Source organism: Cytobacillus oceanisediminis (genome assembly GCF_007830235.1).
Lineage (GTDB): Bacteria > Bacillota > Bacilli > Bacillales > Cytobacillaceae > Cytobacillus > Cytobacillus oceanisediminis.
On the sequence record NZ_VLKI01000006.1, the window covers coordinates 36,672 to 49,392 of the forward strand.

The following is a 12,721-nucleotide window of genomic DNA, read 5'->3' on the forward strand; positions in this document are numbered from 1 at the left end:
GGAAGAAGCCTTTTCGTCGTTAATCATCCCGATTAACTACCATTCTCCTTTGGGAAGGAGCCTTTTCGTCGTTAATCAACCTTTTGGCTACCAAAAGCTAGTTGACTTGCCCAATGGACGGGATTAGGTCTGAAGGTACCTTATTTAAAAGAAAAAGAAATATAGAGCTCCTTATAAAGAAAAAAGAGCCGATCCCTTTAGTATCGGCTCTTTCACTAATTCAAACGGATTCATTTATTTTCCCTTTTGCAGGGAAAAGGAGTTTTGCGGATTGAAGTCTTTTTCTGACAATAATGCCAATCCACGAAGCAAGGGCAGCTTTTATTAATCCAACGATAATAAACGGTGTTGCCCCGCCGGTAATGGCGGCTGCCCATGTCAGTTCTGCCGCAATTTTTAGCCAGGCTGTTCCGAATGCCAATGTCACCAGCATGCCAATCGTATTGGCGATCATCGCATTTTTGAAAGAGAAAGATGTTTTCTCCATATACCATCCGATGATAAACGCTGCCGGGATAAAACCAACCAAATAACCACCTGTAGGTCCGACTAATTTGGATATTCCCCCGGAGAATTCAGCAAATACTGGAACTCCTGCTGACCCAATAACTAAATATAAGATCACGGAAAGTGTTCCATAGCGCGCTCCCAGTATTGTGGCTGCCAGTCCAATTGCCAATGTTTGGCCGGTAATCGGTACAAGTGGGAGGGGAATTGTAATTTGTGCCATTACCCCGATGATGGCAGCAAATAAAGCAGTTACAATCATGGATCTCAACTTCAGCTGATCTTTAGTCATATAAAATCTCCCCCTTAAATATGTAAACTTAATAAACCACCAGGTTAACAAGACAACTATATTATTATATGAAATGATTGTCAATTCAAAACAGGTGATAGGAAAAAACAGAACTAGCCTTGCACGGCGTACTGTTTTTCTTTGTTAAAACTCTGGACGTACCTTGAGCACTTGTCCTCCATATAAGTTGAAAACAATATTGATGGAAACTTCAGGTTCACACTCATTATCCACATCTTACGATAATTATCCACAACTCACTTGAATAGGGGTACGGGTACAAAATATACCCTTGCATGTATAACCATATATATATATTAATGAACATCCCCCCTAACCAATACGGATTACTGTATGTATCGCTAGTATAAAAACGAACTGTTTCAGCAAAAAACAAAACAGATTTAAGCAGATTGTTATTTAAAAAAACCTCCCCAAATCACCCGACGGGAAATAATTCATGTATTATTATTATCAAATAACTTCGTTGTTCATTATAACGAACACGTCATCAAAGCAGGTTTTTTTGCAGAGGAGTAAATCAACCTATTTGCGGGTAGATTTCAAATAGACATAAGCTGTCGGGATGAAAAATTTGATTAATGTGCTAATTTTCACTTAGTATCTAATTAATAGCCAAAATTTTCATCCAAGTGAGATGGAAAAAAATTAATGGGGGATATTAGATGACAAAAGCACTTTTAAATATTGATTATACGATTGATTTTGTCACTGGAGCATTGCCTTGCGGACAGCCCGCTATTGATATAGAAAAAGAAATAGCAACGATTACGGCTAAGTTTATTGAAGAGGGGGCGTTCACAATCTTTGCGATTGATCTCCATTTTCCGGATGACCCCTATCACCCTGAAACAGCCCTTTATCCGCCCCATAACATTAAGGATACTAAGGGACGCGAATTATATGGTGGATTGAGCAAGGTCTATCAGTTAAACGCTCATAAGGAAAATGTTTATTGGATGGACAAAACCAGATATAGTGCCTTTGCGGGTACAGACCTTGAATTGAAATTAAGGGAGCGAGGCATAACTGAAGTGCATCTTGTAGGTGTCTGCACAGATATTTGTGTATTGCATACCGCTGTGGATGCCTATAACAGAGGATTTAAAATTGTTGTTTACGAAAATGCCACTGCTAGCTTTAATCAAATTGGCCATCGCTGGGCTCTGGAACATTTTAAAAGCTCAATGAACGCAAAGGTGATTTAAGAGAAGATTTACACAGGAGGTTGCGTTAATGCGTAATGAATTTGCGGATGACAGTTTAACTTTGCACACTGATTTATATCAAATTAATATGGCCCAAACCTATTGGGAAGATAACATACATAATAAAAAAGCTGTTTTCGAGGTCTTTTTCAGGAAGCTTCCGTTTGGCAACGGGTATGGGATTTTTGCCGGCCTTGAAAGAGTGATCGAGTATATTGAGAATTTCCGCTTCACTGAAAGCGATCTTATGTATTTAAAAAATGAACTTCATTATAAGGATGATTTTCTTGATTATTTAAAAAGCATGAGGTTTTCCGGCACGATCAAATCAATGGAAGAGGGCGAGCTGGTTTTTGGCAATGAACCGATCATGAGAGTGGAAGCTCCTTTGGCAGAAGCTCAAATTGTTGAAACAGCTTTATTGAATATCATTAACTATCAAACATTGATTGCCACCAAAGCAAGACGCATAAAAGAAGTGATTGGTGATGGAACTGCCATGGAATTTGGATCTAGAAGGGCACATGAAATGGATGCAGCCATCTGGGGTACAAGGGCAGCATACATTGGAGGCTTTGATGCGACTTCAAATGTGAGGGCAGGCAAGAAATTCGGCATCCCGGTTGCAGGAACACATGCGCATTCATTTGTTCAGGCTTATCGTGATGAATACACAGCTTTTAAGAAATATGCAACTGCCCATAAAGATTGTGTTTTCCTTGTAGATACGTATGATACCCTGAAATCCGGTGTCCCTAATGCAATCAAAGTAGCGAAAGAATTGGCTGACAAGATTAATTTTAAAGGCATTAGGCTTGATAGCGGCGACCTGGCATACCTATCAAAAGAAGCACGAAGAATGCTTGATGAAGCAGGTTTCCCTGATGCAAAAATAGTCGCTTCCAATGACCTGGACGAATATACGATTATAAACCTGAAAGCACAGGGCGCAAAGATTGATATTTGGGGAGTGGGTACAAAGTTAATCACTGCTTTTGAGCAGGCAGCGCTTGGGGCTGTCTACAAACTCGTTTCAATCGAGGATGAAACGGGTAAAATGGCAGACACCATTAAAATTAGCGGAAACCCGGAAAAAGTTACCACACCGGGACTAAAAAGAGTTTACCGCATTATCAATAAGGATAATCATAAATCTGAAGGGGACTATATCGCGCTGGAACATGAAAATCCCCAGCAGGAACAAAGGCTGAAAATGTTCCATCCAGTCCATACTTTTGTCAGCAAGTTTGTCACAAATTTCGAAGCGAGAGAGCTTCATAAAGAGATTTTTAAAGAGGGTGAGCTTGTCTATCAAGTTCCATCCTTAAAAGAGATGCAAAGCTTTGCAAAGGAAAATCTCAATGTATTATGGGATGAGTACCGCCGTTCTTTAAACCCTGAAGAATACCCCGTCGACTTGAGCCAGGAATGTTGGGATAATAAAATGAACATGATTCAGCAAGTTAAAGAAAAAGTAAAAAGCAATATTCGGTAAGAGAGGGAGGAACCTGAAATGAAATTACAGAAAGAAATCATGCAGGCATTAAGTGTTAATCCAGAAATTGATCCGAAAGAAGAAATCAAAAAAAGAATTGGCTTTTTAAAGAATTATCTCGTTAAAAGCAATTCAAAAGGTTACGTCCTTGGCATCAGCGGCGGGCAGGACTCTACCCTGGCAGGACGCCTTGCCCAGCTTGCGGTTGAGGAACTGAGAAAGGAAGGAAAGGAAGGAACTTTCATAGCAGTCCGTTTGCCATATGGTGTACAAAGGGATGAGGATGATGCCCAGCTGGCTCTATCCTTTATTCAAGCAGATCGAGAATATGTATTCAATGTAAAAGATCCGGTTGATCAGGTTAAGAAAGAATATGACCGAATCTTCCCGGAAGATCCTTTAAAGGATTACCATAAAGGAAACGTAAAGGCACGTATGAGAATGATTGCCCAGTACGCAATCGGGGGACAAAATGGCTTGCTTGTTATTGGTACCGACCATGCTGCTGAAGCAGTAACTGGGTTTTTCACGAAGTATGGCGACGGCGGTGCTGATGTTCTTCCGCTGTCCGGCCTGACAAAGCGACAAGGTAAAGCACTTCTTAAAGAGCTTGGCGCAGAAGAAAGGCTGTATCTAAAAGTGCCTACTGCTGATCTGCTTGACCAAAAGCCTGGACAAGCCGATGAAACTGAATTAGGTATTTCCTATGATGAACTTGATGATTATCTTGAAGGAAAAGAAGTAAGCCAAGAGGCTGCTGAAAAAATTGAAAAACGCTACCTGTTCTCTGAACATAAGCGCAGAATGCCGGCATCCATGCATGATGACTGGTGGAAATAAGAAAACCAAAAAGGAAAATCCCTTAAGCGGGATTTTCCTTTTTATCTTTTCTTTGTTAAAGCTCATTGCTGATATTTCACTATGTTGATTGGAGCGGAAGACACAAGATTTCGAAAATGCATTCGAAATTTCCTTCGTGCGGTGTTTCTTTAATGAGCTCTTCCAAGTCCTGCAGGAACCGAGTCAAAAGGGACACCGCAGGCGCTTCATGCGCCGGGAAGTCTTCCGGACCACCAAGGAAAGCGAGCTTATGAAAAAATGCAGTCCCATGCCATGGAACTGCATTTTTTTATTGACCTGATAGAAGCTGGTAAGCCCATTCTGCTTTTGCTTCACTCGGAGGCTCAATATCCTTTAATGGATATTCCAGCCCAAGAGCTTCCCATTTATACACTCCGAGTTTATGGTAGGGAAGAACATCAATTTTTTTTACGTTTTCTAAACCTTTAATAAATTGTCCGAGCCTTTCAAGATCTTTCTCTACATCGGATATTGTTGGGACCAGCACGTGCCGAATCCATACTGGAACATGGCTGTCAGATAGATAGTTGGCAAATTGCAGAATATGTTCATTTGTAAGGCCTGTCAGTTTTTTATGTTTTTCTTTATCAATGTGTTTCAGGTCCAGCAGCACTAAATCGGTATATCCCATCAATTCTTTCAGCTGACTTTGGAAAAGAGGGGAGCTGGAATAACAGCCGCCAGATGAATCAATAGCTGTATGAATACCTAGTTTTTTACATTCTTTAAAAAGCTCGATAAGGAAGGGAATTTGCAATAATGGTTCACCGCCGCTCACTGTAATCCCGCCCCCAGATGCTTCTATAAAGGGGAGGTAGGATTGGAGGTCATCCATGATTTCCGAAACAGACATTTGTTTCCCTGTCCCAATCTCCCATGTATCAGCATTATGGCAGAATTGGCAGCGAAGAAGGCAGCCCTGCGTAAATATGACATAACGGATACCCGGTCCGTCAACCGTCCCAAATGTCTCAATTGAATGAATGTTCCCGTACATGATGATCTTCCTTTCAATAAGCACGGAGCGCCTTGGCAGCACCCGAAGCTTCCTAAGTTTAAGGGAGGACCTCCTTAGGGGAGGCCCGCCAATTAAAGTTACATTGTTTCATGGAATGTTCGATTTATTACATCAAGCTGCTGCTCTCTTGTTAATTTAATAAAGTTTACCGCATACCCTGACACCCTGATGGTTAATTGCGGATATTCTTCCGGGTGCTCCATGGCATCCAGCAAAGTTTCTCTATTAAATACATTTACATTCAGGTGATGGCCGGATTTAATCGCATAGCCGTCAAGGATCGATACAAGATTGCGGATCCGGCTCTCATCATCTTTCCCAAGGGCTTTAGGCACAATGGAGAAGGTGTTGCTAATCCCATCCAGCGCATATTCGTAAGGCAATTTCGCCACTGAAGAAAGGGAAGCGAGCGTACCTTTTGTATCTCTGCCATGCATTGGATTGGCTCCTGGGGCAAAAGGTTCACCGGCACGGCGGCCATCAGGTGTGTTGCCGGTTTTTTTGCCATAAACAACATTGGAAGTAATCGTCAAAATGGACATCGTATGCTTGGAGTTCCGGTAGGTCTGATGCTTGCGAAGCTTTTTCATAAACCGCTCGACAAGGTCAACAGCCATGTTGTCAACACGGTCGTCATTATTGCCGTATTTCGGGAAGTCACCTTCTGTAATGAAATCAACTGCCAATCCGTTTTCATCGCGGACCACCTTTACATTAGCGTATTTAATAGCGCTCAATGAATCTGCCGCCACACTTAGACCGGCAATTCCAGTCGCCATCGTCCTTACTATTTCGGAATCATGAAGGGCCATTTCAATCCTCTCGTAGCTGTATTTGTCATGCATATAGTGAATGATATTCAATGAATTAATATACAGATCTGCCAGCCAATCCATCATAAGGTCAAACTTAGCCATTACTTCTCCATAATCAAGAATTTCTGATGTGATAGGGGAATAATCAGGGCCTACCTGGATATTCAGTTTTTCATCCTTGCCGCCATTGATGCTGTACAGGAGGGCTTTTGCAAGGTTTGCCCTTGCTCCGAAAAATTGCATTTGTTTTCCGATTTCCATGGCAGATACACAGCAGGCAATTCCGTAATCATCTCCATATTCAGGCAGCATGATGTCGTCGTTTTCATATTGGATAGAGCTAGTTTCAATGGACATCTTTGCACAATATTTTTTAAAGTTATCAGGCAATTTAGCGGACCATAGCACCGTTAAATTCGGTTCCGGAGCTGGCCCCAAATTCCTTAAAGTATGAAGGAACCGGAATGAGCTTTTCGTTACAAGCGGACGGCCGTCAAGCGCCATGCCGCCAATTGATTCTGTTACCCAAGTAGGGTCGCCGCTGAATAATTCATTATAATCAGGCGTTCTCGCAAATTTTACGAGGCGAAGCTTCATCACAAAATGGTCGACAAGCTCCTGTGCTTCCTGTTCAGTCAATACACCATTTTGAATATCTCTTTCTATGAAAATATCAAGGAAAGTGGAAACACGCCCCAGACTCATAGCGGCCCCGTTTTGTTCTTTAATGGCAGCGAGGTAGCCAAAGTACAGCCATTGGAAAGCTTCTACAGCATTTCCGGCAGGACTTGAAATATTAAATCCGTAGCTCTCCGCCAGCTGCTTTAATTCCTGCAGTGCACGAATTTGTTCTGAAATTTCTTCGCGTAAACGAATATTTTCTTCTGTCATAACACGGCTTGTTGCTTTCAGGTCTTCTTTCTTGGCTTCTATCAGACGGTCAGCACCATAAAGGGCAACCCGGCGGTAATCTCCAATAATCCGTCCGCGGCCGTATGCATCAGGAAGGCCGGTAATAATGCCAGCTTTGCGGGCAAGTTTTATTTCATCGGTATAGGCATCAAACACCCCCTGATTATGTGTCTTGCGGTAATCAGTAAAAATCTTTTCCATTTCCTTGCTTGCTTCATAGCCGTATGCTTCACACGCTGCCACTGCCATCCGGACTCCGCCAAACGGCTGAAGGGAGCGCTTGAAAGGGCGATCCGTCTGAACACCGACTATTTTTTCTTTTTGCTGATCCAGATAGCCTGGTCCATGGGAGGTAATGGTTGAAACAATTTCCGTATCCATATCAAGCATTCCGCCATTTTCACGTTCTTGCTTCGTAAGCTCCATTACTTGATCCCATAATAATGTGGTCGCTTCAGTTGGTCCTGCCAAAAATAACTCATCACCTTCAAACGGTGAGAAATTTTTTAATATAAAATCCCTGACATCAATTTCATTTGTCCATTTACCTTTTTTAAAGCCATTCCATTTTTCCATGGAAATCCACCTCAATATTTATTGTTTTAATGTAAAGCTTGTATAACAGTTGCTACAACTTTACTATACATTCAGTATAACAGATCGTATGTGAAACGAATCACAAACATTGTGGCTGTATTGTGAATATTAACTTACCAATGATTATTCCTCAGAATGAAATATCAATCTCGAAAACTGTATTATAATAAAAATTTCTATAAGAGGCTGTTATAGATATTGGATCTAATCCATTTATTTTAGAAGGTTGATACTATACTAACACTGGAAATACTCTGTAAACTCCGCAATATTTGTATATATGGTGTATTGATTTTAATTTCCACTGAAGAGAGAGGGAGAAGGGGAAGAAAAGAAATTCCTTGAATCAGCGGTAACAATTACCGGTTTAATAGATTACTATATTCTGATTAAATATAAGTATGAAAACACTATCAAAATTATCATTCATTCTTATGTTGTCTGTCGCACTAGTCTTTGGATTCCATTACGATGCAAAAGCGTCAACCGTACATACCGTCCAATCAGGGGACACAATGTGGAAAATAGCCCTGAAATATCAAGTTGGGGTTCATGAAATCATCAATGCCAACCGCCAGATTTCAAATCCAAATTTCATTTATCCTGGCCAAAAAGTGAACATTCCTACTTTATCTAAAACTACAGTAAGTGTAGAAGAGCAGGTCGTTCAACTTGTAAACCAGGAAAGAGCGAAATACGGATTAAAGCCTCTAAAATCGAATTGGGAGCTTGCGAGAGTTGCGAGATATAAGTCTCAGGATATGATTAATAAGAGATATTTCGATCATAATTCTCCTACATACGGAAGCCCATTCGATATGATGAAAAGCTTTGGCATTACTTACAGAACTGCAGGAGAAAACATTGCCGCAGGGCAAAAAACACCTCAAGAAGTTGTCAAGGCATGGATGAATAGCGAAGGCCACCGCAAAAATATCCTTTCAGCCAATTACACTGAAATCGGTGTTGGATATACACAAGGCGGATATTACGGCCATTATTGGACACAAATGTTTATTGGACGATAAGAAAAGAAGCACCGGGCATTCGGTGCTTCTTTTCTTTTGCCGATTTAGTCAACTACTATATAGGCTATCATCGGGCCGCTGTTCTCTTTATCCGGATGGGTAAGGCAAATTAAGCGGTACACACCTTCTTTGTCAAACTGGAGGGGAACAACCGTTTCCTCGCCTTTTTTTACAATCCCTTTTAAGTCGGTTCCCTCTATGATATAAGGGTGCTCGTCTCCATTCACTCCAAGAATCTTAAGGTTGACCTTTTCATCTTTTTCAAGAAAAATGGTTCCCGGATCCCAGCGATACGCCTCTATTTCCTTCCCGTCCGGCAGCTTGGATTTGAATTCACCGGTAACCATATGAATCTCGCGGACAGTTTCATTATCCGCCTGATTAAATACTGTCAAACTATCTGATTGTGTATAAAACCAGACCGATGCCGAGGCAATGACCATAAAAATTATGAAGAATGCAATGAGGCTCCTTTTTTTCAAAACAAGAAAAGGCATGGCGTAACTCCTTCCTAAATGTTTGTCCATATATAATATGCAGGAAGGGCATGGGAACTTGTCTATTTTTCAATGATTTTTCTGATTATTTCTTTACATACCTTAAAATATTATTCCATAATAGAGTTAAAAAAGGATGTGGCAGCATGTACAAGGTACTTGTGGCCAATCGGGATGAGTATGATACGAAAGGCATTGAATGGCTCTTAAGATCATCCATGCCTTCGTGGCAGGTGGAAACAGCCGAAGGTGAAACGAAAATGATTGAGAAGCTTGAATCATTCCAGCCCGATCTCTTGATTCTCGAGCTTGATATGATAGATGAAAGCAGTTACGGCTCTTTTATAAAAACCATTCAAATTATTCGTCCTGATCTGATTGCTCTTACAATGGAAGCAACCTTTTCACAGGCTAAAAGAGCAATCGATTTGGGTGTAGCGGATTTAATTTTAAAACCGATCTCGGCAGATACTTTGCTTAAGTCAGCCAGAAGGATCCACAGGCTGGCCCAGCTGAATGGGCGATTTTCTGAACAGAAACCAAAGATGGAGGCTGAAGAAGGCTGCCATTACCAGGATCTATTTTTAGAGAGCCCTGCTTCTGCCAAATCCTTTGTTACGATTGGCATTAAAGCAGAGAACCCAAGTGAACTTCCAAAACTATTTTCTTTTTTAAAGGGCTATTCTTTTCAAAAAGCAGTCCGCTCTTTTATTTTGAGTGATATGGTTTTTCTTGTTGCCGAACAAACAAGCTTTGCGTGGAAAGAAGAAAGTATCCGCTTCATGCGGGACTGGCAGGAAACATCAACCGTGCAAATTGCCATAAGCATATATACCGGACAAGAGGGATACAGCACAATCAGGAGCCATTATCTTGCAAACCGAAAGCTAATGGAATTAACCTTTTATGCAGGGTTTAATCAGGTTCTAGAGGGAAATTCACTTCCAAAGTGGCTTTCTATCGACCCCTTTTTAACACCGGACGAGCAAAGCACCTGGATTGATTTCCTAAACCAATCCGATATAGAAGGTATAAAGGATTGGTTTCATCAAGAGTTTCTTATTTTGGCCGAGCCCTATCCCGATCCAGGACTAATAAGGATCAGGCTGACAAGCATATTGGCTCAAATCCGCAGGCATATGAAGACGTTCAGGCTTTCAGGCGAAAAGATCGAAAAAGAATATCTTCGTTTATTTCAGACCATCCTGTATTCACCCTTGATTTACCGGATGATTAAAGAAATGATCCGATTTATTTCATTTATATTTGAAACCATTCGCTCAGATAAAAAGCTAAAGCTGGACTTGGCGGAGCGAGTACTATTTTTCCTTGAAACGAATTATTGGGACCCAACTGTCAGCCTTGAAAAAGCAGCAGAATATGCTGATCGAAATGCAAACTATATTAGCTCCGTACTGGCAAAAAAATGCGGAAAATCATTTCGTGAACTCCTGAATGAAACTAGAATCCGGCAATCAGCTAAGCTGCTGCTTGAATCGGAAATGAGCATAAAGGAGATCGCATCTATTTGCGGATTCAGCAACCAGCAATATTTCAATAAAGTTTTCAGCAAATTGAAGGGAATGCCACCGAATCAATTTAGAAAAAGTATGCAGAAAGCCTCCGTTTAAACGGGGGCTTTTTTTATAGATAAAAATTATAAAACAACAAATATTTTTATAAAACCGCCAGTATTATCAGTAAAAAAACTAATAAAATCACAAATAATCAAATGTTATTATTATACTTTTCTGACACTTATCGTTCTACAATTTAACTATAGTGAATATTGGAGGGATAGAGATGAAAGCGGATACTAAAAGAGAAGTGAAAAATTACCATGGCAGCGAACTGCATGCAAAGGGCTGGATCCAGGAAGCAGCACTGAGGATGCTAATGAACAACCTAGACAAAGAAGTAGCAGAAATTCCAGAAGAGCTTGTGGTATACGGCGGCATTGGCAAGGCTGCACGCAATTGGGATTGCTATGATGCCATTGTGAAAACACTGCATGAGCTTGAAGATGATGAAACCCTGCTTGTCCAATCCGGTAAACCGGTTGCTGTATTCAAGTCGCACAAGGATGCACCAAAGGTACTGATCGCCAATTCGAATCTTGTACCTGCCTGGGCTAACTGGGATACATTTCATGAACTTGATAAGAAGGGGCTTATGATGTATGGCCAGATGACTGCTGGAAGCTGGATCTACATCGGAAGCCAGGGGATTGTCCAGGGAACCTATGAGACTTTCGCGGAACTAGGAAGACAGCATTTTTCCGGTTCATTAAAGCAAACCATTACTTTAACTGCTGGCCTTGGCGGAATGGGCGGCGCCCAGCCATTAGCTGTAACAATGAATGAAGGTGTCTGCATCGCCGTCGATGTGGATGAGCACCGCATTGACCGCAGACTTGAAACAAAATATTTGGATACAAAGGTTCACACCATTGAAGAAGCTATTTCACTGGCAAAAGAAGCAAAGCAGGAAGGCCGTCCGCTTTCAATCGGACTTCTGGGCAACGCAGCAGAAATCCTGCCAAAAATGCTTGAAATGAACTTCATTCCCGATGTTCTCACTGACCAGACTTCTGCGCATGACCCATTAAATGGTTATGTTCCTGTTGGTTACACACTTGAAGAGGGTGCAGCTTTAAGAAAAGAGAATGCGGCTGAATATGTAAAAAAATCCAAAGCCAGCATGGCTGCACATGTCCAGGCGATGCTTGACATGCAGCAGAAAGGTGCAATTACGTTCGATTATGGAAACAATATCCGCCAGGTTGCCAAAGATGAGGGTGTTGAAAATGCCTTTGAATTCCCTGGTTTCGTACCGGCTTATATTCGCCCATTGTTCTGTGAAGGCAAAGGACCTTTCCGCTGGGTAGCATTATCCGGCGATCCGGAAGATATTTATAAAACAGATGAGGTAATCCTGCGCGAGTTTGCAGATAATGAGCACCTTTGCAAATGGATTAAGATGGCACAGGAAAAAATCCAATTCCAGGGGCTTCCATCAAGAATTTGCTGGCTTGGATATGGAGAACGCGCCAAATTCGGAAAAATCATCAATGATATGGTCGCTAAAGGTGAACTGAAAGCGCCTATCGTTATCGGGCGTGATCACCTTGATTCAGGTTCCGTTGCTTCCCCTAACCGTGAAACAGAAGGCATGAAGGACGGCAGTGATGCTGTTGCAGACTGGCCAATCCTGAATGCACTGATCAATGCAGTTGGCGGAGCGAGCTGGGTATCCGTCCATCACGGAGGCGGAGTAGGAATGGGATATTCCCTTCATGCCGGCATGGTTATCGTCGCAGATGGCACGAAGGAAGCAGAACAGCGCCTTGAACGCGTACTCACATCTGACCCGGGAATGGGAATTGTCCGTCACGTTGATGCCGGCTATGATCTGGCAATCAAAACGGCTAAGGAAAAAGGCGTAAACATTCCAATGATGGAATAGTATTT

General features: G+C 41.7%; 10 protein-coding genes. 6 read left to right on the forward strand and 4 right to left on the reverse strand.

Annotated features, from left to right (window positions below; all coding sequences use genetic code 11):
• Window positions 1–220: 220 nt before the first annotated feature.
• Window positions 221–799, reverse strand: a complete 579-nt coding sequence (locus IQ19_RS12095) for a biotin transporter BioY (protein ID WP_144542660.1) — start codon at window positions 797–799, stop codon at window positions 221–223.
• 686 nt (window positions 800–1,485) lie between these two features.
• On the opposite strand from IQ19_RS12095, the gene IQ19_RS12100 reads away from it, so the two are divergent.
• The 3 genes from IQ19_RS12100 to nadE are packed head-to-tail and all read left to right on the forward strand — an operon-like array spanning window position 1,486 to window position 4,363.
• Complete coding sequence (locus IQ19_RS12100) at window positions 1,486–2,028, forward strand: cysteine hydrolase family protein (RefSeq protein ID WP_144542661.1); 543 nt, start codon at window positions 1,486–1,488, stop codon at window positions 2,026–2,028.
• Window positions 2,029–2,056: 28 nt separating this feature from the next.
• Complete coding sequence (locus IQ19_RS12105) at window positions 2,057–3,523, forward strand: nicotinate phosphoribosyltransferase (protein WP_144542662.1); 1,467 nt, start codon at window positions 2,057–2,059, stop codon at window positions 3,521–3,523.
• Between the two features lie 18 nt (window positions 3,524–3,541).
• Window positions 3,542–4,363, forward strand: coding sequence for an ammonia-dependent NAD(+) synthetase (gene nadE / locus IQ19_RS12110; RefSeq protein WP_144542663.1), 822 nt, complete (start codon window positions 3,542–3,544; stop codon window positions 4,361–4,363).
• A gap of 289 nt (window positions 4,364–4,652) precedes the next feature.
• On the opposite strand, the gene pflA is transcribed toward nadE, so the two are convergent.
• On the reverse strand, window positions 4,653–5,381 hold the full coding sequence (pflA, locus tag IQ19_RS12115) for a pyruvate formate-lyase-activating protein (RefSeq protein WP_144542664.1): 729 nt from the start codon (window positions 5,379–5,381) through the stop codon (window positions 4,653–4,655).
• A gap of 98 nt (window positions 5,382–5,479) precedes the next feature.
• Window positions 5,480–7,705 (reverse strand): formate C-acetyltransferase, encoded by a 2,226-nt coding sequence (pflB, locus tag IQ19_RS12120; protein WP_144542665.1) that lies wholly within the window; start codon window positions 7,703–7,705, stop codon window positions 5,480–5,482.
• 422 nt (window positions 7,706–8,127) lie between these two features.
• On the opposite strand from pflB, the gene safA reads away from it, so the two are divergent.
• Window positions 8,128–8,754, forward strand: coding sequence for a SafA/ExsA family spore coat assembly protein (gene safA, locus IQ19_RS12125; RefSeq protein ID WP_144542666.1), 627 nt, complete (start codon window positions 8,128–8,130; stop codon window positions 8,752–8,754).
• 44 nt (window positions 8,755–8,798) lie between these two features.
• On the opposite strand, the gene IQ19_RS12130 is transcribed toward safA, so the two are convergent.
• Window positions 8,799–9,251 carry a cupredoxin domain-containing protein gene (locus IQ19_RS12130; protein ID WP_144542667.1) on the reverse strand — a complete coding sequence of 151 codons (453 nt, stop codon included), beginning with the start codon at window positions 9,249–9,251 and terminating at the stop codon, window positions 8,799–8,801.
• A 146-nt stretch (window positions 9,252–9,397) separates the two neighbouring features.
• On the opposite strand from IQ19_RS12130, the gene IQ19_RS12135 reads away from it, so the two are divergent.
• Window positions 9,398–10,882 carry a helix-turn-helix domain-containing protein gene (locus IQ19_RS12135; RefSeq protein WP_144542668.1) on the forward strand — a complete coding sequence of 495 codons (1,485 nt, stop codon included), beginning with the start codon at window positions 9,398–9,400 and terminating at the stop codon, window positions 10,880–10,882.
• Between the two features lie 172 nt (window positions 10,883–11,054).
• Entirely contained in the window at window positions 11,055–12,716 is a 1,662-nt protein-coding gene (gene hutU / locus IQ19_RS12140) for a urocanate hydratase (RefSeq protein ID WP_144542669.1), read from the forward strand.
• Window positions 12,717–12,721 lie beyond the last annotated feature (5 nt).

Coding starts and splice junctions, on each gene's coding strand:
- IQ19_RS12135 (WP_144542668.1), top strand. CDS start 9,398: ATGTACAAGGTACTTGTGGCCAATCGGGATGAGTATGATACGAAAGGC.
- IQ19_RS12100 (WP_144542661.1), top strand. CDS start 1,486: ATGACAAAAGCACTTTTAAATATTGATTATACGATTGATTTTGTCACT.
- pflA (WP_144542664.1), bottom strand. CDS start 5,381: ATGTACGGGAACATTCATTCAATTGAGACATTTGGGACGGTTGACGGA.
- hutU (WP_144542669.1), top strand. CDS start 11,055: ATGAAAGCGGATACTAAAAGAGAAGTGAAAAATTACCATGGCAGCGAA.
- safA (WP_144542666.1), top strand. CDS start 8,128: ATGAAAACACTATCAAAATTATCATTCATTCTTATGTTGTCTGTCGCA.
- IQ19_RS12095 (WP_144542660.1), bottom strand. CDS start 799: ATGACTAAAGATCAGCTGAAGTTGAGATCCATGATTGTAACTGCTTTA.
- IQ19_RS12130 (WP_144542667.1), bottom strand. CDS start 9,251: ATGCCTTTTCTTGTTTTGAAAAAAAGGAGCCTCATTGCATTCTTCATA.
- nadE (WP_144542663.1), top strand. CDS start 3,542: ATGAAATTACAGAAAGAAATCATGCAGGCATTAAGTGTTAATCCAGAA.
- pflB (WP_144542665.1), bottom strand. CDS start 7,705: ATGGAAAAATGGAATGGCTTTAAAAAAGGTAAATGGACAAATGAAATT.
- IQ19_RS12105 (WP_144542662.1), top strand. CDS start 2,057: ATGCGTAATGAATTTGCGGATGACAGTTTAACTTTGCACACTGATTTA.